We start from the raw sequence: 25,212 nt of genomic DNA on the forward strand, positions 1-25,212 counted from the left end.
GACTGTTGTCGTTATTAAATGGGCTGTTAGCAATGGGCCTAATAGTCTTTTTAAGCTAGTTTAAAGCGTGGCATTTAATAAAGGTTCATCTTTGAGTGGATAATCCCATGTGCTTACATTGATTTATCTAACTTAAGTTTGCGATGAAGCGTATTAAGTGCTCCAAACTGATTGCTGTGCGAGAATCGGCGCGTGGCATAGAGCGAGCATAACTTTCAAACATATTAAGTATCGTCGATTCACTGAGTTTTCGACAACAGCCTCTATGCCAAATCGATTAATTATTTGTAGCAGGGCTTGACTGAGCGTTGGCTATTTCACAAGTACTTGTAATAACAAAAACTAAATGTTCTATTTTTTGTTCAATTTCAGCCTCTGATGGCTGCTCTTGTATGTTGAAGACATATGGCCACAGGAATAAGCCGTTGAAAATACTGGAGTAGGTATCTGAAAGCAAGTTGATATTAATATGTTTTATTGCACCGGACTGTTGAGCTTGTTCAAACCATAGCGTCAACACTTTAGAATGATAAAGCTTAGCGATAATTTGTTGTGCTATTGCGGGTTGGCGCAAAAACTCAAACATGATGACACGGGTGAAAGGGATACCGTATGTATGATAAAGGATATCAACTTCATTACGGGTAATCGCAATCAGTTGTTCACGTATGCTTTTTTGTTTGTCAAATGGGTAGCAGTGCCTTTCATCAATCGATGATTTTATAATGCTAAGTATGGACTCGAATAACACTTCTTTACTTGTAAAGTAGCGGTATAGAGTACGTTTTGATACTTCAGCTGAGACACAAACCCGATCCATATTGGCCCCAGTAAACCCATACTGAATAAATTCTTCTTTTGCGGCTGCGATGATCGCAAGGCGCTTTTCTTCTATGAATGCCAAAGGCTACTCCAAAGGAAATTGATAAACTGTAACTATTCTATGCGCAATCTAACAAATTTACATCAGTAGGTAAACTTACCAGTTTACCTACTGGTGAACAAAGCCTAGAATAAACTCAATAGTTTACCCTTTAGCATCATTGTTCATTATTTGTGTGCGGCAAAATAAGCGAACAAATACTTGGAGCGGAATTTATATGGTCTTAGTACAAGTTGGCCAAAAAACTCTTAAATTGAGTTTAATATCAGCACTTTTAATCTCATTTCTTAGCCTGAACGGCTGTGATAACCAAATTCAGCAAGTACCGATTGCACAAGTCGTGCAACCAGCACTTATTGAAGTGGTATCAAAGCAACGAAAGGCGGAGCTGAGCTTTAATGGCATTGTACGTGCAGCTGAACGCGCTGATTTAGCTTTTCAGGTGGCAGGTAAATTAACCAATATTGCGGTAAAAGAAGGAGATGAAGTAACTAAAGGTCAACTTTTAGCTTCTTTAGATGCTCGAGATGCAAAAAATGCACTGACTTCTGCGCAGTTAGAGTTTGAAAATGTTTCGCTTGAATATGAGCGTGCAAAGGCTGTCTACAAGAAAAGCCAAGCTATCTCGAAAGCTGATCTTGATGCAATAAGCACGCGTTACAACCTTGCACATAATCGGGTTGAAGATGCAAAACGCCGCTTGGAATACACTCAGATCTTTGCACCTTTCGACGGTATAGTTGGACGTAAACTCGTTGATAACTATGTTCAAGTACAAGCAAATGCACCGATATTGACCGTACATGATCTTAATGATCTTGAGGTCGTTATTTATATTCCTCATAAAGTCATGCTGTCTGGTAAAGATGAAACGCGTGCGGTTGCTGAAATATCATCTATACCGGGGCAATCTTTTCCACTGCGATTACGTACGGTTGCAACCGTAGCCGATCCTATTTCTCAGGCGTATCCGGTAGTACTAGGCTTTGAAAACCTAAATGGTTTCCACGTATTACCCGGAATGGCGGTAAAGGTATTACCCGTCATGAGTACGAATACTACGCAAGCGCAGCAAATTACCTTACCTTTGACTTCAATTGTGCCTGACAATCAAGGTAAGCAATTTGTTTGGGTGGTGACCAATGACAATAAAGCACAAAAACGTTATGTCGAAATAGGTGCATTAAACAAAGACCGCATCATAGTGACAGAGCATCTATTGCCAGGCGAAAAAGTGATCATAGCAGGGGTGTCCAGTGTAAAAGAGGGGATGGAAGTGCGCCCTTATACCGATCATCGTACTGGAGCATAAATGATGGATATTGCACGCTATACCATTGCTAAGCGCACTAGCATTTGGGTGCTTATCGCCCTTATTTTGCTCGGTGGGTATATTAGTTATCTAAAGCTTGGTCGTTTTGAAGATCCTGAATTTGTGATTCGTCAGGCCGTTATCGCGACACCATACTCTGGGGCTACCGCACAGGAAGTATCTGATGAAGTGACGGATGTGATTGAGGGAGCCGTGCAGGCTCTGCAAGAAGTGAAAGAAGTCAAATCTGTCTCAATGCAGGGAATGTCGGAGGTCACGGTCGAGGTTAAACTCGAGTTTGCCGGCAGTGCTGCAGAACTACAACAGGTTTGGGACAAACTGAGGCGTAAAGTCGCTGATGCCCAGCGAATGCTCCCGCCTGGAGCAGGGGCGTCCATTGTAAATGATGATTTTGCAGATGTGTACGCACTATTTTTTGCGGTTACAGGAGAGGGCTTCAGCGATAAGCAGTTGCAAGATTATGTCGATACCTTGCGCCGCGAGATCGTTTTGGTACCGGGCGTGGCTAAAACTGCAACGTTAGCGGAGCAGCAAGAGGCTATTTTTGTTGAGATCTCCAGTGAGCGTTTAGCTGAGTTCGGCGTCTCGGCGGAAAAAGTATTCCAAGTATTACAAAAGCAGAACTTAGTGACCGTAGCTGGCAGTATCGAAACCAATGAGATGCGTATTCCTGTAATCCCAATCTCGAATATTGATTCTGTCGCGGATCTTAAAAATCTACAAGTTGGTTTAGGAAGCAATAATACCGTTTTACGCTTAGGAGACATTGCTGACATCACTCGTGGTTACCAAACTCCGGCAACAATGTTGATGCGTTATAACCATCAACGAGCCGTTGGCTTTGGTATTTCCAATGTTTCTGGCGGTAACGTGGTGGATATGGGGGATGCAGTAAAAGCACGTTTGGCTGAATTGGATAGTCAGCGTCCTTTGGGGATGGAATTAAATATTATCTCCATGCAGTCAGATTCTGTTCGGGCATCGGTAGCGAACTTCATCGATAACTTGATCGCCGCAGTTGGGATTGTATTTATTGTTTTGCTTTTATTCATGGGGGTACGTTCAGGCGTCATTATCGGCTTTGTACTGCTGCTAACAGTGGCTGGTACGCTATGCATTATGCTGATTGAAAATATTGCTATGCAGCGCATTTCGTTAGGGGCACTGATCATCGCGCTAGGCATGTTGGTGGATAATGCAATTGTGGTAACTGATGGCATTTTAGTTCGCTTGCAGCAAGAGCCACAAGCAGACCGCAAAGTGGTAGTGTCAGAAGTGGTTGATGCAACAAAATGGCCACTTTTAGGCGGCACCATAGTTGGTATCTGTGCATTTAGTGCCATTGGTTTATCACCTTCGGACATGGGGGAATACGCAGGCTCGCTATTTTGGGTAATTTTATACTCGATGCTTTTAAGTTGGTTATTTGCGGTTACGGTAACGCCAATGCTTTGCCATGATTTCCTTAAAGTAAAAGCAATAAGCGGTGATGAAAAGCCAAGCCGAATGGTTAGCGGCTATAAAGCGTTGCTATCATGGGTATTGAAATATCGCATCATTAGCTGTGTTTTGCTGTTAAGCATGATGGTTGTAGCTATCTGGGGGGTGAAGTTTGTGCCACCAGGCTTTATGCCAGAGTCTCAACGTCCGCAATTTGTGGTGGATGTTTACTTACCCCAAGGCTCAGACATTAAACGCACCGAATCGGTAATAGCAAGTATTGAGCAGGACGTTAAAGCTAAAGAGGGAATTACGAATATTACCAGCTTCATCGGCGGCGGTGGTTTACGCTTTATGCTGACCTATGCACCGGAAGCTCGTAATCCTAGCTATGGCCAATTGCTCATCGATATTGATGACTACATCAAGATCGCCCCTTTACTAGGTGAGTTACAAAGCGAACTTGAAACGAAATATCCTGATGCCTCAATCAAAGTCTGGAAGTTCATGCTGGGTCGTGGTGGCGGGAAAAAAATAGAGGCAGGCTTTAAAGGACCTGATAGTGCAGTGCTCCGACAACTGGCAGAGCAAGCGAAAGCAATAATGCTCGCCGATCCTAATTTGATTGCAATCCAAGACGATTGGCGTCAACAGGTTCCAGTGCTTCGTCCAGAGTATTCAGCAGAAGAAGCACAACGTTATGGGTTAACAACGATGGAGATTAACCAAGCGATTGCACAAACGTTAACTGGGCGTAATGTTGGCGTGTATCGTGAGGATGACGATCTGATCCCGATTGTGGTTCGCTCTCCAGAAAATGAGCGTAACCATCAACGTGCAATCGAAAATACAGAAGTATTTAGTCCAACAGTCGGTGCTTATATTTCAGTGAGCCAAGTAGTTGGAACAGTAGACGTTGTGTATCAAGATGCCATTCTTCGTCGAATTGACCGAACGCCAACCATTCTTGTGCAAGCGGATCCCGCGCCAGGTATATTAACGGCTGATGCGTTTTATCAAATACGAAGCCAGATTGAAGCGATACAACTACCATCAGGTTATGAACTAAAATGGTATGGCGAATATAAAGCTTCAAAAGATGCCAATGAAGGCTTGGTCATTTCTGCTCCTTATGGTTTTGCGGCGATGATTCTTTCTGTAATCTTTATGTTTAACGCTATTCGTCAGCCATTAGTCATTTGGTTGACGGCACCACTTGCTATCGTGGGGGTGACCATTGGTTTGGTTATTTTCCAGACGCCGTTTGAGTTTATGGCTATTCTCGGCTTCTTAAGCTTGATCGGCATGATGGTGAAGAACGCGATTGTATTGGTGGATCAAGCTGATGTGGAGATTCGAGATGGGAAACTGCCTTATTACGCTATCATTGACGCAGCATTGAGCCGTGCCCGCCCTGTGCTACTGGGGGCATTCACCACTATTTTAGGTGTTGCTCCATTGCTGATAGATCCATTCTTTAAAAGTATGGCAGTAACGATTATGTTTGGTTTACTGTTTGCTACGATTTTAACTCTGGTGGTGATTCCACTGTTTTACGCCATGTTCTTCCGCGTAAAAGCTCAAACCTAGTAACAAGCATGATGCGTTAATCCAATAGTAATCGAGTTGATAATGCCAGTCAGTTAATCTGATTGGCATTATTTTTGGTTCTAGAATCAAGCTTGGTAGAGAAGACGAACATTTTTAGTTGTTCAAGGTTATACGTATATCACCAAAAATGATGCTAACTTACTCGCTATGCTCATAAATAAAGATAGATTGCCTTAACCTTACTAATTGGCTTTTCTCAGGTCGTGAGTGATTACAACTCACTATCAGTTGGTGGTTTGACTATCATGCTCTCATTGAGCGCGATGACTTGGAATTTACATTTATAACTTGGGGTTTGATAAGGTATTTGGCTCGAACCGGATTGCTCGCCGTTTGTTGTTGCGTGTGGGGCATGGGGTAGGATTTGAAATAGGTTTATTGTTGATCACAACGCCGCTAATTATGTGGACACTTAAGTTAGGCTTTGTTGCTGTGATCGTTATAAATCTAGGGCAATCGTTATTCTTCTGAATTTATGCGATGGTTTTCAAATGGACATATGACCATATAAGCAAAAATGTTAAGTCAGCCTATGGGGATCGCTTTAAAGAGTTTGTTATCTGCTACTCATTTTCCGGTGTTAACTTACTGAATAATTATCCGTTCATTTGGGTAATAAAGGTTTGCTCGTCATCCACAAAAGCCACAAAGCCGCCGTGATAGATAAATATCCGGCCACGCCCCTCAACTACGCAGGCAAGCTGTGGGTTCAAATCTTCTGCGTTATTCTGACTTTGAAAAACTCCAGTATCTGTGATGACGCCGTCGAGTGCAGGCAAGTATCCATAAGTGCGTTTGGCTTGATCAATCAGGCTCAATTCACTAGTTCTAGAGAAGCAAGAAGGGATCGCACCAGCATCCTCGATAAACATAGGCTTCAATTCTTCAAAAGCGGTAATCACTAGCCAGTCGATGCCGTTAACATGATGGATATACATAACGTTTCTCGGTAATTCTGATGCGAAGATTGTATCACTATCAGCGGCTGCGCCTAGTAGTTTCATTGCTATCAATCACCTGCAGCGGGCGTATGTGCAGACATTGCTGCGAGACGCAGCAAGTACAATCCCTGTATGCTCTGCGATGACATCCATGTCATCGAAGCCCGCAGCCGTATCTACACAGAGTAATTGGTGTACTCATTTAGGTTATTGAGTTTGGTTTCTGACTAGGAAATCCCCCAAAGTGACTTAGCTTTGGAATGAAGCTTGATTACATTTTTTTGGGGAGTGCTATCTGATAGCAAGTTATGAGTTTCAGCTTCATAGCTATCAATCGCCTCCGGCTGGGTATGTGCAGATACTGCTGAAGCTCGCCGCAAGTACGTTTGACCTCCATGGACGGAGGGAATGCCAAATTCAGTATGGAACTGAATTGGCCGTGTAGGCTCAACGAAAACAAACAACATCCCTATTTAAACGCCAGTTCGGCATCCATGCCTCTCGTTCGATAGCTTGATAACTTCGTTATCTCTCACCTTGTTTTCGACGGCTTCAGCCGTATCTGCACTAGGTTAGGCAAGCATGATTCTGGTGGCACGGAGTAATGGCTATGATGCTAGTTTATTATCCGTATCTGTCGCTAATTCGTTCCGACCCCTTATGTATGCTTCCTGTGTGAACATTGCACTTTATGTAATGTAGGAGGTTCTTTGTTTCACTCAGATAAAGAAACAAGGAATCAGCTCTCCCATGTTTCAACTAATTGTTAACAAACTAGTTTGCTGTTAGTCTTGAGTGATTAAAGTATTGGGGACCCGTTCTTATTAAGACCGTTCTTATTCGGAATTCAGCCTAATATACTGTTATGTTTCTAAGGATGGAACAGTTTGAGTGAAATTATTACCGCAATTTGGCCATTACTCTGTCTTTCGATGCTTCCTTTATCAGTCTGGTATTTGGTGGAAGCAAGAAGTGTTTTGGAGCTCATTAAGTCCAATCACCCACAGGTTTGGCTTGAACTTGGAAAGCTTCAAATTATCAAAAATAACACTATCAGCAATTCTTTTAAGTTTATGGTATTTATACTAAAAGCCGACTATAGGTCGCTTAATGATTATACCTTATTAAAGAAGGGTAACTTGCTAAGAGTTTTGTTAATTGGCGGATATTTGGTAGTTTTGTTTGCATTTATTGCCCCGATAGTTATCGGTCGACTGTAAACATAACAAGCTGCTAAATTCAGATTCACCAAGGCTGTCATGCCATTTGCTGAGCAAATCGCCCGCCAGCACTAGGCTCACTTATTAGCAGGGCGTTATCTTGCTTTAGGAAGTTGGAAGTAAAAGGAATTTGCGAAAAATGTATAAATCAATGTTCAAAACCAGTAAGGTTTTATTTGTTTTTTGTATTTTTAGTAACACATTTGCAGCTAGTTATTTTACTGCAATAATTTTAGGTGCAACCTCTTATCAAATTAGTTGGTAGTTTCTCTTTTGCTGTTTTTGCAACAACTGCTAGCTTTTTATTTACTGCAAATAAAGTAAATAATTCAAAGGTTAGTAAATCTTAAATATCGCAAGCTAACAAGGACTTCAACAAGGACAAAGTCTGGTAGGCTCCTTCACTGCGCTTCGGATTATAGCCAACCAGTATTTACCTGTTAAGCGGGCGTTAACAATATTGCTGGAGGCATAGTTGGGTCTATATAAATTTAAAAAACATTATTATATTCGTCCGTTGATTGAGCCGCTATTATGTCTGTTTTTATGTATTCCATTTTGGCTCTTTAAAGATAGTATTCCTGATGACCAGTGGGGGAGAGTTATTTTTTTTATAGGGGGGATACCGTTCCTATTAATTTGGTTAGTTGACCGCATTTATAAAGTATTAAAACACCCTAAATCATTTATATTTGATTTAACTTCAAATAGTTTAATTATTGATAATGCGGCATACTGTTTTGATGATTTAAAGTTTTTTTACATCTCAGAAAAAGATAATGCTTTTAAGATGGAGTTTGAGTTTCCTAGCCCTAAACAACTTGAAGCCGGATATAACCTCAAAACACTTAGCATGTATAAACTTGACTCATCACTTCAAGAGTTTAATGATTCGATACAAAATATGAAGCATATAAAAACGTTCTCATCGGATTAAAATATTGCTAACAAGTCAATCAAGCAGGACAAACAACAACTGGCTGTTGCTCCTGCGTTGCCAATTTTAGCCAGTTATTATTTGCCTCTAACCAATTTCTGTCCAAAAGTGAGTTGGAACTGGCTTTCGTTATCACATCAAAAGCAGGATGAACTCGTAGGCTAACAGAAAACACCTATTCCCCATCGAAGTTGCCGAAGTACGTAGGTAACTCTTTATTGCACATAATGCAGTAGAACTATCATGGATGTGGCATAGCTTTCACGGGACTGGCCGCTCTTTGGCATCCATTCCACCATGGCATTTGTGAATCCATTCACATCAGATGTCCCATCGGAAGCGTTAGACGATTTTGAATAAGTATGAGGATCAACAACTTCGTCGGGGCGGCTCGGACTTTTTATGAAAGAAATGGCCAAGAGGGGAAAGCTGTTGTCCCCCTTTTGCCCGAGTGTGAGCTGGAAGCTCACGACCCTAGTCAGGCGCAGCCTGATATGTGGCAAAGCCACTACTTCAACTGTTAGACGAAGTCTAACTCCAAACTCAAGCGCAGCTTGGTAACCAAGAGTTATCGATACAACGAAGCATCACCTTTATTAGGCCGTGTCTTAAAACGTCGATGCAACCACATATACTGTGACATATTACGGCTAATGGTCTGCTCAATAATCTTATTACCACGCTTAGCGTCTTCCACCTCGTTTTCACCTGGGAAGTTATCTAGTGCAGGTTGGATCTCGATATTGTAGCCGGAGTCATCACTATTGCGTTCAACAAAGAAAGGTAACACTTTGGCTTTGCCTAGTTTGGCAAGAGTAGTTGCACCGGTAATGGTGGCAGCTTCTGGGACATTAAAGAAAGGAATGAAAATAGCGCTTGAGCGGCCAAAATCTTGATCGGCGGTATACCAGATAACATTGGGCTCGCGTAGGCTGCGCACCATTTGGCGTAAATCGCGTTTGGGGACTAAGGCCTTGTTTGAACGCAGGCGACCTTTAACCTGCAGGTATTCCATTAGCGGATTATTGTGGGGCCGATAAACCCCAACACCGGGTTGGAATTGTCCAAAAATTCGAGCGCCCATTTCCAGTGGTAAACAGTGCACGGCAAACAAAATAACGCCTTGACCATTGGCTAATGTTTGCTCCACATGCTCCTTGCCTTTAATGGTCATGTGCTTTTGGATTTTTTCATCCGACCACCACCAAGCGTTTGCGGTGTCGAATACTGCTTTACCTGTTTCTTCAAAGTTTTGCTTGAGCAGTTGCCGTATTTCACTGTCAGGCATATCGGGGAAACACAGTTCGAGATTACGTCTGGCGGTTTTCACTCGGCTACCTACTAGCTTCATTGCCAGTCGGCCAAGTCCTGCGCCCAGTTTCATTTGAATGGCTAGCGGTAGCATTTGCGTCAGCCGCATAAATCCCACGCCTAACCATAATAGCCAGTACTTAGGATGATAAAGGTGAGATGAAAATTGAGCTTTTTCTACCACGTAATTCTCGAATCCATTGAAAAATTACTCATTATTCTAACTCAAATTCGATTAAAATTAGGTACAATCACTATTAAATTTTGTGAAAGATAAGACGTTATGAAGATTTCTCTGCCAGCATTTGAAAAAGCTAAGGTTCTTGTTGTAGGTGACGTGATGTTAGATCGCTACTGGGCGGGGCCGACTGCGCGCATCTCTCCTGAAGCGCCAGTTCCTGTTGTTAAGGTCGAGCAATTGGAAGATAGACCCGGTGGCGCTGCCAACGTGGCTATTAACATTGCTACCTTGGGCGGTGCGGCGAGTCTTGCTGGCATTGTGGGGACAGACGAAACCGCTGACGCACTGACTTTGGGTATTCAAACTCTAGGTGTTGAGCCAAATTGGCATAAAGTGGCGGGTAAGCCAACCATCACTAAATTGCGGGTGATGTCGCGCAACCAGCAGTTACTGCGTTTAGATTTTGAAGAAAGCTACTCGCAAGCCGAAAGTGATGCGCTGCTAAATCAAAGCCTAGCGAGTTTAGATAACGTCGATGTGGCGGTATTATCTGACTATGCCAAAGGCGCGCTTATTTCACCACAAAGCTTTATTGCTGCAGCAAATGCTAAAGGCGTAAAAGTTCTGGTCGATCCTAAAGGCAGCGATTTTTCTAAGTATCGTGGCGCATTTTTGCTGACTCCAAATATGAGTGAGTTTGAAGTCGTTGTGGGTAAAATTGAATCAGAAGCCGACTTAGTGGCTAAAGCCCAAGGTTTGCTTGAAGCTTATGATTTCAACGCCATGCTAGTCACTCGCTCAGAAAAAGGCATGACTTTGATTACGCGCGATCAGCCTGAACTGCATATTCCAACGGTTGCCCGTGAGGTTTATGATGTAACTGGTGCGGGTGATACGGTTATTTCGGCACTAGCCACTGCTATTGCTGCGGGCAGTGATTTACCACAAGCCTGCGCTATTGCTAACACTGCGGCAGGTATTGTTGTTGGCAAGCTTGGTACTTCAACTGTAACGCGCCTTGAATTGATTGAAGCATTATCACTTAATCACGGTGAGTCGGGTTTTGGCGTTGTAAGTGAAGATCAACTCGCTTACGCACTTGAGCAAGCAAAACTGCGCGGTGAGCGCGTGGTTATGACTAATGGCTGCTTTGATATTTTGCACGCAGGCCATGTGAGTTACTTACAGCAGGCTCGTGCTCTAGGTGATCGCTTAATTGTGGCGGTTAATACTGATGCCTCGGTTAAACGCTTAAAAGGCGAAGGTCGTCCTGTTAACTCTGAAGATCGCCGTATGACAGTACTTGCTGCACTCGCGTCTGTAGACTGGGTGGTGCCGTTCAGTGAAGATACACCACAACGAGTAATTGGTCGCTTACTGCCAGACTTATTAGTAAAAGGCGGCGACTACAAAGTGGAAGATATTGCTGGTGGCGAAGAGGTGATTGCTGCTGGTGGCCAAGTTAAAGTGCTTTGCTTTGAAGATGGCATTTCAACCACGGCAATTATTCAAAATATTATGGCTAATCAGTAGTGGTTAGCCGATAGGGCGACTCAGTAAAGGTTTAGCTGAAATGATAAGCTCGCTTATGCTGAGAATCGCTCTAACATTGGCTTTTGTATTAGCTTTTGCACTAGCTTTTTCAACCGCACTGACGTTGACTTTTAGTAGGGCAGCCTTAGCTGATGAGTTAACGGATGAGCTAACTAATAGCGTTCAGGCCGGCACTAATAACGGCTTTATTTGGACTGAAATAGCGTCTAAAAAAGCCTTAGTGTGCGAGCTTCATCAGTTTTCTCTTTGCTTAGCGCAGTTGCCCGACTCTGCTAGGGCTTTATTGCCACTTCCTGCTTCACACTACACTCAGTTGCTTGGTAAGCGCGGCGCAATGGTTCTGCCGTTGCGCCATGCTCAAGTCGCAGGAGTAGTGCTCACCGATTTCAAACAGTTACCTAGCCAGCAAACAATCAACTGGGGCGTAGGACATTTCTCTTTGCCACTTAAGCGCCAAGCAGAGCTTACTTACTGGCATGAGCTTGGTCATCTGTACGCTATTGATGCACTCAGTCAGGAAGGTGAAGTCATTAAAAGTCAGTATCAGCATGAATGGTTGGCGGATCTGTATCTTGTGTGGCGAATTGCCGTTGAGACTCAAAGTACTGAACTTGCTTGGCAGCAATATCATAGGCGTAATATAGCGATGATGGCAGATAGCGAGTTTATGTCGCACTGGTCGGTACCTGTATTGGCGCAGGTGTTGGCACTTTACTCGGCTGAGCAATTGGCTGGATTTTCAAACTTTAGGCAATTTTATGCCGATGTCTCAGTAAAACTCGAGCTACAAGATCAAGATACGCTCAGTGAGTTTTCTAGTTTAATCCAACGCACTTTTGGTGCGGGAACGGTGCAGCCTTTGCCGGGGTATATGTATTGGCGTAAGCCTAAACTTGGCGAGTATTTAAAGCCGACCTTAATTGCTTTAATGGGCCAAGACGCGGCTAAAAAATGGTTGGCGCAGCAGCAAATGGATGGTGCGACAGGCTCAGACTATTTTTAATAGCCAGTATTAGTGGTCAGTATTAATGGCAACTGAGATTTAAAGGAGCGAGCCTTTATTAGCGAGCATAAGGAGATTTGCTAACAGGCCTTAACAATCATCACTTGTTTGCTGAATATTTCCTGAATGAACTTTAGATAGTGCTGACATGCTAAGGCTTTTAATCTAGGCATTTGTTACAGTCATTGCATGGTGATTTTGGTTAAGTGTAGTTATGGCGAAGCGCTCAAAAGTTCAAACTAAGCAAACAGTGCAGCAGATCCTCGACGAGGCGATGAAACAAATTTTGGATCATGGCTATGATGCTATGTCCTATTCAACCTTATCTGCCGCAACAGGCATTAGCCGCACCGGTATTAGTCATCACTTTCCACGTAAGATTGATTTTCTTACTCGGCTTGATAGCAGAATTGCCGAGGTCTTTATTGAACGCTTAGATTTTTCATCGGTGCAAGCACTGCAAACCACTTGGAAACAGTCGCTTGAACTTGCCAATTTTAGGGCGATTATCCGTTTGTTCTTTTCTTTGTGTGGCTCGCAGAAAATCAATATTAATCGTTATCAAGCAATCTCTTTAGCCAGTGAGAACGCATTCGCCAAAATGGGCGATCAAGGGCGCTTATTAGTGAACGCTTTGGTGGGGCAAAGTGCGTTAGTGCTTTGTGGTGTGGTTGAAGGCGAAGTGCTGGGCTGACCAGTGATTTAAATTAAGCTGCAAGTTAATAAACTACCAAACAAACCGCTTAGCTATATAACCCAATAAACATCGAGGCTGCTGCCTCTTTGTTTGTTTTATATCGGTTTAATTATACCTGTTTATGCGTGTTAACTTATGTAATTAAATTACATAACACTCTAGAAACTCACTTCTTATCGCTGTACACTCCTTTGCTTCGGACTATCCGGACATACAAACTATACCAATCAGTATAAGAATTTGATCTACTCAGAGCGTTTTGGGCAAACTAATTCAAGGCGAATAACTGAAAGAATGGTCGCTCCCTTTTAAAGTTATTCAACGCTGAAGTAGGCAGCCAAAAACGCTCCAGAATGGCGATTTTTAGCGACTTTGATGCTGTGTTAACGAACTTGAACGTAGAATAACTATGCTCTTCATTCGTTGCCTTGCCTCAAAGCCGCTAAATTCTCGCTGAGCGACCAAATGTTTATACTGATTGGTATGAACTCGATTAAATCAATTCGGTATAGTCAATTTAATATGGTCACTGCAATCAGTGGAAGTTTTGCAGGCCTGCTATATCTGAAGTCATAATTTGTGCAGCAATAAGGAGTTAGCACGAAATGGATGTCACCCCTAAAACGCCCCCTGCGGCAGAATCAGTTAAGCGTTTACCCAAATTAGATAATCAAGAGTTGGTTAAAACCAGTTTTTGGATCAGTCAGATTTTTATGATTGTGGCGACTGTTGCCGGTGTTTATTTGGCGGCTCAAGAAGGTTTAAGTCAGGCAATTAAGTTTGACGATTTAAACAACAAACAAAATAACTATTATTTGCGTCATGCGCTATATGATGAAGTTAAAGATAACATTGTGACGATAAATGAGTACGCAGAGCTTATCGCCAATAGCACAGTCAGTGCCTATGACTTAGCAAATGTGCGGCCAACAATCTCAACTTTTGTTTGGGAAAACATGCGTTATTCTCAAAATACCTTAGAAACCCCCACTGAAATTCTCACCGAAACTCGCCGTTTTTATATGCTATCTGATGACTTGGTTAAAAAGTTAGAAGCACGATACTACGGCCGTAAATTGGGCGCTAAAAAGTTAACAGAGCTGACTGCAGAAGTCGAAACCAATACCTTGCCTAAGCTAAAAAAGAGTTTTGAAGATTTAGCTGTACACCTAAAAGAAAACGGCATTATTGTCGAGTAAGGAACAACGATGAGTATGAAATGTCCAGGATGCGCTAGCGAAGAGGTGCGGGTATCTTTTTTCCATGGCGAAGAGGTCGATAGTTGTACATCTTGCGGTGGTATTTGGTTTGACAGTGGCGAATTAAATGCGGCGCTTTCAGCTGCCGATAATGGTAACGACAGTGTCGTTATCGAGAACTCGTTAGGCGCGCACAAAGGCGCGTCAGATAAAAGCTGTAGTCATTGTGACGTAAAGTTAGAGCATTACAACTTGATGGATGGTTTTCAGGTTGAGGTTGATGTTTGTCACTCTTGTACAGGCGTATGGATTGATGAGCATGAGCGTGAAAAAGTGGTGCAGTCTCCGCAGATCCAAGCTGCTTTAGAGCATTTGAACCAAAAGGTTAACGTTAAAACTTGGGTATTTCAGTTTTTGATGCAGATGCCAATGGAATACAACTTAAAGCCTAAGACCACGCCTTGGGTGACCTATAGTTTGATTGTCATCAATACGTTGATTTTCTTAGCTACAGTATTGCAGCCTAGTGCAACTGAGTGGATTTATGAAACCTTTGCACTTAAGCCAGTAGATTTAATGCAAGGCCAGAACATTACTGGCTTAGTTAGCCATATGTTTATGCATGGCGGCTGGATGCATTTAATTGGCAATATGTATTTCTTATACGTTGTGGGTGACAACCTTGAAGATGCACTTGGGCACAATCGCTTCTTGGCGCTGTATCTTATATGTGGTTTTGCCGCAGCGGCTGGGCACATTATTTCTGAGCCAAGTTCATCAATCTATATGGTTGGCGCAAGTGGCGCGATTGCGGGTCTGTTTGGTATGTACTTACTGTGGTTTAGGCATGCAAGCCTGACCTTTATGTTTATCGTGTACCAGAAAAAGCTGTCGCCAATGGCTTTTTTTGCGATTTGGTTAGCGATGAATCTATTTGGTGCTTACGTCGGTGGCGACGGAGTGGCTTACTGGGCGCACATCGCTGGTTTTGTTGCTGGCTTAATTATTGGTTTTGGCTTGAAAGAGAAAGTTATGCAAGCCAACCCGATTTTAGCCATGCTTAACTCGCAAGAGCTTAAAGTCGCGCGTTAGTATTAAGCGATTGATATTCGTTAAAAAGGCCGCAATTGCGGCCTTTGTGGTTTTTGTGTGCTTTTAGTTATGAGTTAAAAGTGCCATTGCAGATAAACACTTTGGTAGTTACTGCCACCGCTAATACGGCCAAAGGCTGAGCTAGACTCAAAGATCCCTGACCTATGATGAATGCTGTAACCTAGCCATAGGTTATCCATCTTGGCTGAGTTGAATACATCGCCTAAGTTTACATCTAGGGAGAAGTCTAAATAGTTAAGTAATTTAGATGGTTTATATCCTTTAACATCAAGCTCAGAGCCTTCAATATGAGTCACGCTGCTGACATAAGATAAACCTTCTGCAACACCTAATCTGAAGCGCGGCCCAAGCTCAAAGGTGTAATAAGCTTTAATCGCAATAACCGCTTCAGCTAAATTGTCCTGTACTTCTGAGTCGTGGTGCCACACCACACCGGGAGTGAGGTATAAATCGATGGGCAGGTTAAACAGACTGTCGGTTAACTGAGTACCGTAAAATGCAGAGGTAAACTGGTTATTGTAAGGGTCAGTTTTTGTTTGCCACTTTAAGATGGCGTTGAGGTTCGACGGTGTTGCCCAACCATGGGCAATCCGCAAATACTCGCTACCTGTTTTACGCTTTGGCGACACAGGCTGCGCTGAATACTGTTCTTTATTGGGATCGGGATAGAAGCCGAAACCTAAGAATGATTCATACTGAAAGCGGTTATTGATTGTCGGTAAGTGGTAGACGTCGTCTTCAAGACGCCCGACGCCAAATTGCCCGAGTAAATATAGGTTACTGATCACATGATAACGGGCTTTGACGCCTGCATTAAAAGCGATACCGCCACCAACATCATACTTATCTAGGCCGTAATAGTGGTCATTAAAGTCTGCACTTTTCCATTGAAACTCTGCATAAGGCTTAAGAGTCCAATCGCCAGATTGCCAATGGTATTGGGTGCGGCTATAACCATAGCTGCGCTTGTTTGAATCAGATAAAAAGGCGATATCGAAATCCCAATCATCTTTTACAAAGCGGTACTGTAAACCAAAATCAAAGGCCTGACTTTGGGATTCATTTTGCAGTTCTTTGGGAATATCGACAAAGCGAAAGCGAGTGTAGAGGTTGACTTGATGGTTGTCGTTTTTCCAAATATGCCCAGCAGCTTCCATGCCATTGATATAGAAATAGTCATTCTTAAAGTAAATCAGCGGTAAGGTATCGTAGACCTCATCTTGTTCTGTAGCATAAGGAATATCGCCTCGGCGTACACCAATACCTATGCCCCAATTATTAGGCCATGAGCTAACGACTTCTTCGCCAAGGTTTACTGGAGGCGGTGGCATTTGGTTTTGATCTTCTGCCGCCTGCAAGCTGGCAAGGGGGATGAGTGAGCTCAAACTTAAGCTCAAGCATAGGGGAGTAAGTACTTTAAGTGTCATATTATTTTCTTGTTAGCGCAGGGTACTAGAGATAAGAATACTGCTTTTTAACCATCAGGCACATAATTTTAACAACAACGGGTTAAGCAGGACTTAAACATTGAATGCAAGTGGCCAGTTTGAGCAGACAAAATTGGCAATAAAAAAGGCCGCATTCGCGACCTTTAAAGGTTATCAACTCAGGATTAATCAGCTTCTTTTAAGCTTTGAGTTAATTCAACAATGGCTTTTTTACCGTCGCCAAATAACATTAATGAGTTATCTAATGCGAATAATGGGTTAGGTAATCCAGCAAAACCTGGGCTCAATGAACGCTTAACTACCACCACAGTTTTAGCTTTATCAACGTTTAGAATTGGCATGCCGTAAATCGGGCTACCTTTATCTTCACGCGCCATTGGGTTGGTTACATCGTTTGCACCAATCACAATTGCCACGTCTGTTTGCTCAAACTGCGGGTTGATTTCATCCATTTCGATGAGCTGCTCGTAAGGCACTTCAGCTTCGGCTAGTAGTACGTTCATGTGACCTGGCATACGACCTGCTACAGGGTGGATTGCGTACAATACTTGAGTGCCGCGCGCTTCCATCACAGAAGCCAACTCACGCACCGCGTGCTGCGCCTGCGCCATAGCTAAACCATAACCCGGCACAATGACAACCCGCTCTGCAGTTTCTAGTAGCATTGCCACTTCTTCAGGTGATGAAGAGGTTACTTTACCTGCGTAAACTTCATCAGCATCAACTGTTTCGCCGCCTTCAGCCATTACGCCAAATAGTACGTTAAACAGTGAGCGGTTCATGGCTTTACACATGATTTGCGTCAGGATAATACCTGATGCACCAACGAGTGAACCCGATACAATCAGTACTGTGTTGCCAGTAATGAAACCTGTTGTTGCAGCTGCAATACCTGAGTATGAGTTAAGTAGTGCAATAACCACTGGCATATCGGCGCCGCCAATTGGCACTACCAATAGCAAACCAAGAACTAGCGATACCGCAACTAAAGCGTAGATGAGGTTGATGTTGCTTGGATCCATAACAATCGCAATACCAAGGCCGATGGCACTGATAAGTAAAATCGCGTTAAGGATTTTATTGCCCGGTACTTTAATTGGGTTGCCTGAGATCAGCTCTTGCAGCTTAGCGAAAGCAACAAACGAACCTGATAGTGTCACCGCACCAATAATCACTGTTGCTGCGATAGAGATAAGCGCAACGGTATGAGTCGCTGAACTTGGATCAAGGAAGTTAGCTAGTGCAATAAATAGTGACGCACCGCCACCAAAACCGTTAAGCATCGCTACCATTTGCGGCATTGATGTTACTTGGATTTTGGTTGCCATTACTGCGCCAATGGCACCACCAAGTAGCACACCTGCAATAATCCATTCATAGCTTAAAATGTTTTGGTCAAACAGGGTTACAACTACAGCGATAAACATACCCAGTGCTGAAAGCTGGTTACCACGCACTGCGGTTCTAGGCTTAGTTAGCCCTTTAATACCTAAAATAAATAGGCTGGCAGCCACAAGGTAGGCGAGGTAAATAATCGTCATACTCATAGTGGCTTATTTCCTTTTGAACATGGCTAGCATGCGGTTAGTTACCATGTAACCACCCACAACGTTAATGGTGGCAAGTACTACGGCAATAAAGCCCAGCACGTTGACCCAAATACCTGCGCCAGAACCCGCTGACAGCAGTGCACCAACTAAGGAGATCCCTGAAATAGCGTTCGAGCCAGACATTAATGGTGTATGTAGGGTTGGTGGCACCTTAGTGATCATCTCAACGCCTAAGAACACTGCAACCACAAATAGGGTTAATAGCAGTAGAATTTCCATTATTTAGCCTCCGAAGTCGTGTTTGAGTCATCAGCACTTGCGCTTGGCTCATTCACTTCAAGTGTTGGCAAGCCTAATAGGTCGCGCAAACGGGCACTGGTCACTTCACCTTGGTGAGCAACGACTGTGTCTTTAACGATTTCATCGTCAAAGTCGAGGTTTAGCTCGCCGTCTTTGTTAACTAATAGCTTGAGCAAGTTTTCAATATTAGTGCCGTACATTTGGCTAGCATGATTTGCAGCCGATCCTGGTACATTTGATGGACCAAGAATCGTCACACCGTTGTAAACCACTTCTTTATCAAGCTCGGTTAGTTCACAGTTACCACCCGTTTCTGCTGCAAGGTCGACAATAATGGTGCCGGCTTTCATGCCATCAACCATCTCTTTGGTGATCAAGATAGGTGCTTTACGGCCTGGAATCGCCGCAGTAGTAATAACAATGTCCTGCTGAGCTAACACGTTAGCCATAGCTTGCTGCTGGCGCTTTAGAAAATCATCAGACTGCTCGGCAGCGTAACCACCTTTGGTTTCAGTGTTTTCAGCTTCAAGATCGAGCTCAACAGGCTTAGCACCTACTGAAATAATCTGCTCGCGCGCGGCAGGGCGAATATCGTAAGCCTCAACCACAGCACCTAAGCGCTTAGCTGTCGCACAAGCTTGCAGGCCTGCAACCCCCACACCCATGATAAAGGCGCGTGCTGGTTTTAAAGTACCGGCTGCTGTCATCATCATAGGGAATAAGCGCGGCGCTTTATGGGCGGCTAACAGCACCGCTTTGTAACCAGCGATTGTCGCCATTGATGACAAAATATCCATACTTTGCGCACGAGTAATACGTGGCACCAGTTCAAGCGCGATAGCGGTTGCCCCTGTTGCTGCAATCGCTTGAGCGTTTTCTGGGTGCGCCAATGGGTCCATCATGCCGATAACGATTTGCTGCGGTTTAATCGCTGCTGATAGTTCTGCAAGTTGCTCGTCTTTGGCGTTTACAACTGTAATGATGTCTGCGTCACTGAGAACCTGTTCGCGGCTCACAATTGTGGCGCCAGCCTGAACATAATCCTCATCAGTAAAGCCGGCATTGCTGCCTGCACCACTTTCGACAAGAACATGTAAGTTATTTTTAAGCAGTCGAGTCACATTGGCTGGGATGATCGCTACGCGACTTTCACCAGCATGACTTTCTTTGGGTAGACCTAGCTTCACAAAGGTAAACCTCTCAGTTGAGGACATTCGTATGAACAGATGTCATTAATTTGTCAGGGTGCTTATTGTGGCGACTCTAAATTCAGACACAAGTGCATATTTTTCAATATCCTGTTTTCTGGACTGGTCAGACTGAAAAGTTTGCGCTGCGCCACACTTTTGAATAGAAGTTTGCGCTAGCAAACCCTACAGCAAACGGATTTATTGATTCGCCTGTTACTTTTGTAGCTTAATTTTTGAGCTTTGTATATTCCTAAATCGAATTAAAAATTATCTTTTATTCTTTTTTCTTTATCTAGCGAGGGGCTAAGCTTGGCAACATTACACTGATACAGGGCCGTTTCCATGTTGTTAAAAGAGCTTTCATCACTCGCTTCACCGCTTTCTGCTGGTCAAGTGGACAAGTTAAAGCAGCTCACTGCAGAGCTGAGTGCCGTTCAACTTGCTTGGGTTAGCGGCTATCTTGCTGCAACGTCTGAACAGGGGGCGGCAGGTGTACCTCAAGTTGCGGGAAGCAACGAGGCGGGTACAGAGCAAGTTATTACGATTCTTTATGGCAGCCAAACGGGTAATGGCCGTGGTGTAGCAACTGAGCTTGCTGAAAAAGCACAAGCACAGGGTTATGCGGTTAATCTGACTTCGATGGGAGACTACAAGACTCGTCAATTGAAGCAAGAAAGCTTATTGTTGTTAGTGGTGAGTACCCATGGTGAAGGTGAAGCGCCGGATGATGCTATTGAACTGCACAAATTCTTAAGCTCTAAACGCGCCCCTAAACTGGATAACTTAAATTATTCAGTGTTGGCACTGGGCGACTCAAGTTACGAGTTTTTCTGCCAAACAGGTAAAGACTTTGATTCTCGCTTAAGCGCATTAGGTGCCAAAGCGATTGCGCCAATTGTTGAATGTGATGTCGATTATCAAGAGCAAGCGGATCAGTGGCAAGCTGATGTACTAGAGGCGGTTAAGCCATTGGTACAAAGCGCGGGTGCGAGTGTGGTGTCTATAGCTAGCAGCCAAGCGGCAACATCAAGCTTCACCAAACAAAAGCCCTATACAGCCGAGTTGTTAGTGAGCCAAAAACTAACGGGTCGAGATTCTGACCGTGATGTACGCCATGTGGAAATAGAGCTTGGCGAATCAGGTATTAATTACCAAGCGGGTGATGCGCTAGGGGTATGGTTTACCAACTCTGAAGCGTTAGTTTCAGAGCTTATCAGTGCGTTATCTCTTGATGAAAACGAGCAAGTAACGGTGGCGAAGGAGTCATTAAGCCTACGCGATGCGTTAACCAATAAAAAAGAGCTAACCCAGCTGTATCCTGGTTTGGTTAGTGGCTGGGCTGAGCTAAGCCAAAACGCAGAACTATTAAGCTTAAGTGCTGATAAGGCATTGACTCGCGAGTTTGTAAATAACCATCAAGTTGCCGATTTAGTACGTTTATATCCAGCAAAAGCAACGGCTGAGCAGTTTGTTGGGTTGCTGCGTGGCATTACCCCAAGACTCTACTCAATTGCATCCAGCCAGTCAGAAGTTGAATCAGAAGTGCACTTAACTGTGGCGCTGGTTGAAGATGAGCGTGACGGCGTAGCTCGTTTTGGCGGCGCATCGCAGTTCCTTGCCTGTGCAGAAGAAGGTCAAGAAGTGCAAGTGTATGTTGAGCCAAATAATCACTTCCGTTTACCTGAAAATCCAGACACACCAGTGATTATGGTTGGTCCGGGTACCGGCGTGGCGCCATTTAGAGCCTTTATGCAAGAGCGTGCGGCGCAAGGTGTTGAAGGTAAAGCGTGGCTGTTCTTTGGGAACCCACATTTTGAGCAAGACTTCCTGTATCAAACTGAGTGGCAACAATACCTGCAAAGCGGTGAGTTATCGCGTATCGACTTAGCGTTTTCTCGAGATCAACAACATAAGGTCTATGTACAGCACAAGATTGCTGAGCAAGGTGAGCAATTGTGGCAGTGGTTAGAAGACGGCGCGCATTTTTATATTTGTGGTGACGCAGAGCGCATGGCCAAAGATGTGCACCAAGCCCTGCTAGATGTGGTGGTTAAGTTTGGTAATAAAACCCCTGAGCAAGCCGAGCAATATTTAGAAGATTTAAGAGCTGCTAAACGCTACCAAAAAGACGTTTATTAAGGCCAGCTTGTAGCTGAAGCGCAATGATGAGTGACGCCATGCAAAAGCGGGCGCAATACAAAAAGAATTTTAAGAGAGTACCTTGCTATGAGTGAGCAAAAGTTAGCAGTAAACGAATATTTAAAAACCGATAGTGATTACCTGCGCGGCACGATTCAAGAGGGCTTAAATACTGCCGTGACTGGTGCTTTTAGTGAAGGCGATCAGCAGTTAATTAAGTTCCACGGCTTTTATCAGCAAGATGACCGCGATTTACGTAATGAGCGTAAAGAGCAAAAACTAGAGCCTTTATATAGCTTCATGTTGCGTGCCCGTGTTGCAGGTGGTGTATGTTCGCCAGAGCAGTGGTTAGCGGTTGATAAAATTGCGTCAAACCTTACTAGCTCAAACAGTATTCGTTTAACCACGCGTCAAACGTTTCAGTACCATGGCATTCCAAAGCGCAATCTAAAAACCATTATTCAAGATCTTGATCGTGAAGCGCTAGATTCAATTGCCGCATGTGGTGACGTTAACCGTAACGTAATGTGTAACCCAAATCCGGTTGAATCTAAGCTACATCAGCAGGCTTATGCTTACGCAAAGCAGTTGTCAGACAATATGCTGCCGCACACAAAAGCCTACGCTGAGATCTGGTTAGATGATGAAAAGCTCATTACTACCGAAGGTGAAGAAGTTGAGCCTGTATATGGTAAAACTTACCTGCCACGTAAATTTAAGATGGCCGTTGCAGTACCGCCAGATAACGATGTAGACGTTTACACTAATGACCTTGGTTTTGTTGCTGTCGCCGATGGTGATGAGCTAATTGGCTTTAATATGGTTGCTGGTGGCGGCATGGGCTCAACCCACGGTGAGGTGGCTACCTTCCCGCGTTTAGCCGATGACTTTGGTTATATCAAAGCCGAAGATACGTTGAAATTTGCTGAAGCAGTTATGACCATTCAGCGTGATTGGGGTAACCGTGAAAACCGTAAACTGTCGCGTCTTAAGTACACCATAGTTAAACATGGTTTCGATAAGTTTAAAGCGGAAGTTGAAGCCCGCACAGGGATCAAGTTTGAGCCAAAGCGTGATGTGGTGATCGGCGATCGCGGTGATCGTTACGGTTGGAAGCAAGGTGTTGATGATAACTGGCACTTAACGCTATTTATTGAAGGCGGCCGTGTTAAAGACTTACCAGGTCAGCCATTGCAAACCGGTTTACGAGAAATTGCCAAGATCCATAAAGGTGACTTCCGTATGACCTCTAACCAGAACATCATTATTGCAGGCGTTCCCGCTGCAGATAAAGAACAAGTTGAAGCATTAGCAAGACAACATGGGCTAATGGGTAAGCTTATTACTGAAACCCGTGGTCACTCAATTGCTTGTGTGGCATTGCCGACTTGTGCGTTAGCAATGGCAGAAGCTGAGCGTTATTTCCCTGACTTTTTGAGTAAAGTTGAAGCGTTGCAAGATAAGCATGGTTTCTTAGACCAAGGCATTGTTATTCGTATGACGGGTTGTCCTAATGGCTGTGCTAGACCATTTGCTGCCGAAATTGGTCTAGTGGGCAAAGCACCTGGTCGCTATAACTTGTATTTAGGCGCAAGTTTTGAAGGTACACGTTTGAATAAATTGTACCGTGAGAATATCCAAGAAGCGGAGATCCTTGCGGAACTAGATGCCCTGTTCGCACTATATGTGAAAGAGCGCGAAAGTGGCGAAACTTTTGGTAATTACACTGTACGAAGTGGTGTGGTTACGGCAGTCATTGATGCTGCTAAGGACTTTCATGGCTAACTTTGAACCCATAGTTAACGCTGAATCAGCAGAAACTGTGATTAGCGCTGATGAGCTGCAAGCCTTACTCAGCGCACCTAAAGTTGAGCAACAAGCTGAACTTGCTCGGGTTAACGTTTTTTTAGCAGCGTTGACTCCTGTCCAGCGAGTGAAGTGGGCGTTGCAGTATCTACCGGGTAATCATGCGTTATCGTCAAGTTTTGGTATTCAAGCTGCGGTGATGCTACATATGGTGAGTTCTGAAAAAGCCGATATCCCGGTGTTGCTAACCGATACTGGTTATCTGTTTAGCGAGACTTATCAGTTTATTGATGAGCTTACCGAGCGACTCAGTTTAAACCTTAAAGTGTATGCTTCACCTTTTAGTGCTGCTTGGCAAGAAGCGCGCTTTGGAAAGCTATGGGAGCAAGATATTGATGGGTTAGATAAATATAACCAGATCAATAAAGTTGAGCCGATGCAGCGAGCTTTAAAAGAGCAAGCAGTAGGCACTTGGTTTGCTGGGTTGAGACGTTCGCAGTCGAGTACCCGTGAAGACTTACCTGTATTAGCGATTCATGGTCAGCGTTATAAAATTCTGCCGATTATTGATTGGAGTAATAAGCAGGTACACGAATACTTAACTCAATTTGAGTTGCCGTATCACCCGTTATGGGATCAAGGTTACGTTTCTGTAGGCGATACCCATTCAAGCAAACCGCTTGAGTTGGGTATGAGTGAGGAAGAGACGCGCTTCAACGGCTTAAAGCGTGAATGTGGTTTGCACTTTGATATTTAACGAAAGCTTACTCTGTTCTTTTATGATTTAGAAACAAGCCTACTCAGTAATGCTTAAGTAGTACCAATGTGCTACTTAAGTTGGTTTGTCTTTTAAGCTTTACTCGCGTTTTCGACATTTAAAGTTGCTTTGTAAGTTTTTGTAATAAAATAAGTTTAGTTCTTAAGTATTAATCTTTGTTTATTTTTGTACATTATTACTCACAAGGTTATGCACAGACGTTTTTTTTAGGCTATAGTTCAAAGTTCCCGTAGATGGTTTTAGGAAACTGTTCTGTATCAGGTCTAAATAGATTCAGTAATTTTTAGTCTTCCACTGATTAAGTCATACAAGCTTAATCAGCTAGAAATTACAGGCAGAGCTGTCAGTATCGAATAAACCAAGTTCGATTGTAAACGTCACATTTTGGCAGTAACCAGATGTTAGAATCGAACATATTGATTGGCTTGCTGGCGCTAGCTTTTCAAGCAAACTATCCCCAGGTAACTCGCAGTTGCAGAGTTACCTGGGGTTTTGTTTTATAGGGCTGCTAGCTTCCTCATGCGAATTTGTATGCCTCCCCCGCGATTATCCTCCTTCTATAGCATTAGCTGGTGGTC

General features: G+C 43.6%; 20 protein-coding genes. 13 read left to right on the forward strand and 7 right to left on the reverse strand.

The genetic code is table 11. The features are described from left to right. Positions 1-277 precede the first annotated feature (277 nt). Complete coding sequence (locus L2740_RS03470) at positions 278-904, reverse strand: TetR/AcrR family transcriptional regulator (protein ID WP_248948700.1); 627 nt, start codon at positions 902-904, stop codon at positions 278-280. A 196-nt stretch (positions 905-1,100) separates the two neighbouring features. On the opposite strand from L2740_RS03470, the gene L2740_RS03475 reads away from it, so the two are divergent. The 3 genes from L2740_RS03475 to L2740_RS03485 all read left to right on the forward strand — a co-directional run bounded on the left by L2740_RS03475 (position 1,101) and on the right by L2740_RS03485 (position 5,738). Further along, on the forward strand, positions 1,101-2,195 hold the full coding sequence (locus L2740_RS03475) for an efflux RND transporter periplasmic adaptor subunit (protein WP_248948701.1): 1,095 nt from the start codon (positions 1,101-1,103) through the stop codon (positions 2,193-2,195). A gap of 3 nt (positions 2,196-2,198) precedes the next feature. Further along, a complete protein-coding gene (locus L2740_RS03480; protein WP_248949074.1) occupies positions 2,199-5,246 on the forward strand; it encodes an efflux RND transporter permease subunit in 3,048 nt (1,015 codons plus the stop codon). 366 nt (positions 5,247-5,612) lie between these two features. Further along, the gene (locus L2740_RS03485; protein ID WP_248949075.1) at positions 5,613-5,738 is read left to right on the forward strand and encodes a chlorhexidine efflux transporter; all 126 of its coding nucleotides are present in this window, start codon (positions 5,613-5,615) and stop codon (positions 5,736-5,738) included. A 125-nt stretch (positions 5,739-5,863) separates the two neighbouring features. On the opposite strand, the gene L2740_RS03490 is transcribed toward L2740_RS03485, so the two are convergent. Beyond that, positions 5,864-6,205, reverse strand: coding sequence for a cytosolic protein (locus L2740_RS03490; protein WP_248949076.1), 342 nt, complete (start codon positions 6,203-6,205; stop codon positions 5,864-5,866). An 890-nt stretch (positions 6,206-7,095) separates the two neighbouring features. On the opposite strand from L2740_RS03490, the gene L2740_RS03495 reads away from it, so the two are divergent. Continuing rightward, a complete protein-coding gene (locus tag L2740_RS03495) occupies positions 7,096-7,428 on the forward strand; it encodes a hypothetical protein (RefSeq protein ID WP_248948702.1) in 333 nt (110 codons plus the stop codon). Between the two features lie 475 nt (positions 7,429-7,903). Further along, on the forward strand, positions 7,904-8,365 hold the full coding sequence (locus L2740_RS03500) for a hypothetical protein (protein WP_248948704.1): 462 nt from the start codon (positions 7,904-7,906) through the stop codon (positions 8,363-8,365). Positions 8,366-8,933: 568 nt separating this feature from the next. On the opposite strand, the gene L2740_RS03505 is transcribed toward L2740_RS03500, so the two are convergent. Next, positions 8,934-9,860 carry an LpxL/LpxP family Kdo(2)-lipid IV(A) lauroyl/palmitoleoyl acyltransferase gene (locus tag L2740_RS03505; RefSeq protein WP_248948705.1) on the reverse strand — a complete coding sequence of 309 codons (927 nt, stop codon included), beginning with the start codon at positions 9,858-9,860 and terminating at the stop codon, positions 8,934-8,936. A gap of 99 nt (positions 9,861-9,959) precedes the next feature. Here L2740_RS03505 and hldE point away from each other — a divergent pair, with 99 nt between their 5' ends. The 5 genes from hldE to L2740_RS03530 all read left to right on the forward strand — a co-directional run bounded on the left by hldE (position 9,960) and on the right by L2740_RS03530 (position 15,402). Next, on the forward strand, positions 9,960-11,390 hold the full coding sequence (hldE, locus tag L2740_RS03510) for a bifunctional D-glycero-beta-D-manno-heptose-7-phosphate kinase/D-glycero-beta-D-manno-heptose 1-phosphate adenylyltransferase HldE (protein WP_248948707.1): 1,431 nt from the start codon (positions 9,960-9,962) through the stop codon (positions 11,388-11,390). A 55-nt stretch (positions 11,391-11,445) separates the two neighbouring features. Next, positions 11,446-12,414 carry a hypothetical protein gene (locus L2740_RS03515; RefSeq protein WP_248948708.1) on the forward strand — a complete coding sequence of 323 codons (969 nt, stop codon included), beginning with the start codon at positions 11,446-11,448 and terminating at the stop codon, positions 12,412-12,414. Positions 12,415-12,628: 214 nt separating this feature from the next. Next, the gene (locus tag L2740_RS03520; RefSeq protein WP_248948710.1) at positions 12,629-13,108 is read left to right on the forward strand and encodes a TetR family transcriptional regulator; all 480 of its coding nucleotides are present in this window, start codon (positions 12,629-12,631) and stop codon (positions 13,106-13,108) included. A 608-nt stretch (positions 13,109-13,716) separates the two neighbouring features. Continuing rightward, entirely contained in the window at positions 13,717-14,310 is a 594-nt protein-coding gene (locus L2740_RS03525) for a hypothetical protein (RefSeq protein WP_248948711.1), read from the forward strand. Between the two features lie 9 nt (positions 14,311-14,319). After that, on the forward strand, positions 14,320-15,402 hold the full coding sequence (locus L2740_RS03530) for a rhomboid family intramembrane serine protease (protein WP_248948712.1): 1,083 nt from the start codon (positions 14,320-14,322) through the stop codon (positions 15,400-15,402). A 74-nt stretch (positions 15,403-15,476) separates the two neighbouring features. Here the strand turns inward: L2740_RS03530 and L2740_RS03535 are convergent, their stop codons facing one another. The 4 genes from L2740_RS03535 to L2740_RS03550 form a co-directional block, all read right to left on the reverse strand. Next, complete coding sequence (locus tag L2740_RS03535) at positions 15,477-16,850, reverse strand: MipA/OmpV family protein (protein WP_248948713.1); 1,374 nt, start codon at positions 16,848-16,850, stop codon at positions 15,477-15,479. Between the two features lie 185 nt (positions 16,851-17,035). After that, positions 17,036-18,418, reverse strand: coding sequence for an NAD(P)(+) transhydrogenase (Re/Si-specific) subunit beta (locus L2740_RS03540; protein WP_248948715.1), 1,383 nt, complete (start codon positions 18,416-18,418; stop codon positions 17,036-17,038). A 6-nt stretch (positions 18,419-18,424) separates the two neighbouring features. After that, complete coding sequence (locus tag L2740_RS03545) at positions 18,425-18,700, reverse strand: NAD(P) transhydrogenase subunit alpha part 2 (RefSeq protein ID WP_012153916.1); 276 nt, start codon at positions 18,698-18,700, stop codon at positions 18,425-18,427. Then, positions 18,700-19,908, reverse strand: a complete 1,209-nt coding sequence (locus L2740_RS03550) for a Re/Si-specific NAD(P)(+) transhydrogenase subunit alpha (RefSeq protein WP_248948717.1) — start codon at positions 19,906-19,908, stop codon at positions 18,700-18,702. The genes L2740_RS03545 and L2740_RS03550 overlap by 1 nt, the downstream gene beginning before the upstream one ends. A 345-nt stretch (positions 19,909-20,253) precedes the next feature. Between L2740_RS03550 and L2740_RS03555 the strand changes: the two genes are divergently transcribed. The 3 genes from L2740_RS03555 to L2740_RS03565 all read left to right on the forward strand — a co-directional run bounded on the left by L2740_RS03555 (position 20,254) and on the right by L2740_RS03565 (position 24,613). Next, complete coding sequence (locus L2740_RS03555; protein WP_248948718.1) at positions 20,254-22,050, forward strand: assimilatory sulfite reductase (NADPH) flavoprotein subunit; 1,797 nt, start codon at positions 20,254-20,256, stop codon at positions 22,048-22,050. A gap of 87 nt (positions 22,051-22,137) precedes the next feature. Continuing rightward, a complete protein-coding gene (gene cysI / locus L2740_RS03560) occupies positions 22,138-23,835 on the forward strand; it encodes an assimilatory sulfite reductase (NADPH) hemoprotein subunit (RefSeq protein ID WP_248948720.1) in 1,698 nt (565 codons plus the stop codon). Further along, positions 23,828-24,613, forward strand: a complete 786-nt coding sequence (locus L2740_RS03565; protein ID WP_248948721.1) for a phosphoadenylyl-sulfate reductase — start codon at positions 23,828-23,830, stop codon at positions 24,611-24,613. The genes cysI and L2740_RS03565 overlap by 8 nt, the downstream gene beginning before the upstream one ends. The last annotated feature ends 599 nt before the right edge of the window (positions 24,614-25,212 follow it).

Origin of the sequence: Shewanella pneumatophori (genome assembly GCF_023283895.1) — a bacterium.
GTDB classification, from domain to species: domain Bacteria; phylum Pseudomonadota; class Gammaproteobacteria; order Enterobacterales; family Shewanellaceae; genus Shewanella; species Shewanella pneumatophori.

Bases quoted from the DNA above. Each gene is read 5' to 3' on its own strand.
- L2740_RS03475 (WP_248948701.1), top strand. From the start codon at position 1,101: ATGGTCTTAGTACAAGTTGGCCAAAAAACTCTTAAATTGAGTTTAATA.
- L2740_RS03480 (WP_248949074.1), top strand. From the start codon at position 2,199: ATGGATATTGCACGCTATACCATTGCTAAGCGCACTAGCATTTGGGTG.
- L2740_RS03490 (WP_248949076.1), bottom strand. From the start codon at position 6,205: ATGTATATCCATCATGTTAACGGCATCGACTGGCTAGTGATTACCGCT.
- hldE (WP_248948707.1), top strand. From the start codon at position 9,960: ATGAAGATTTCTCTGCCAGCATTTGAAAAAGCTAAGGTTCTTGTTGTA.
- L2740_RS03515 (WP_248948708.1), top strand. From the start codon at position 11,446: ATGCTGAGAATCGCTCTAACATTGGCTTTTGTATTAGCTTTTGCACTA.
- L2740_RS03520 (WP_248948710.1), top strand. From the start codon at position 12,629: ATGGCGAAGCGCTCAAAAGTTCAAACTAAGCAAACAGTGCAGCAGATC.
- L2740_RS03525 (WP_248948711.1), top strand. From the start codon at position 13,717: ATGGATGTCACCCCTAAAACGCCCCCTGCGGCAGAATCAGTTAAGCGT.
- L2740_RS03530 (WP_248948712.1), top strand. From the start codon at position 14,320: ATGAGTATGAAATGTCCAGGATGCGCTAGCGAAGAGGTGCGGGTATCT.
- L2740_RS03535 (WP_248948713.1), bottom strand. From the start codon at position 16,850: ATGACACTTAAAGTACTTACTCCCCTATGCTTGAGCTTAAGTTTGAGC.
- L2740_RS03540 (WP_248948715.1), bottom strand. From the start codon at position 18,418: ATGAGTATGACGATTATTTACCTCGCCTACCTTGTGGCTGCCAGCCTA.
- L2740_RS03545 (WP_012153916.1), bottom strand. From the start codon at position 18,700: ATGGAAATTCTACTGCTATTAACCCTATTTGTGGTTGCAGTGTTCTTA.
- L2740_RS03555 (WP_248948718.1), top strand. From the start codon at position 20,254: ATGTTGTTAAAAGAGCTTTCATCACTCGCTTCACCGCTTTCTGCTGGT.
- cysI (WP_248948720.1), top strand. From the start codon at position 22,138: ATGAGTGAGCAAAAGTTAGCAGTAAACGAATATTTAAAAACCGATAGT.
- L2740_RS03565 (WP_248948721.1), top strand. From the start codon at position 23,828: ATGGCTAACTTTGAACCCATAGTTAACGCTGAATCAGCAGAAACTGTG.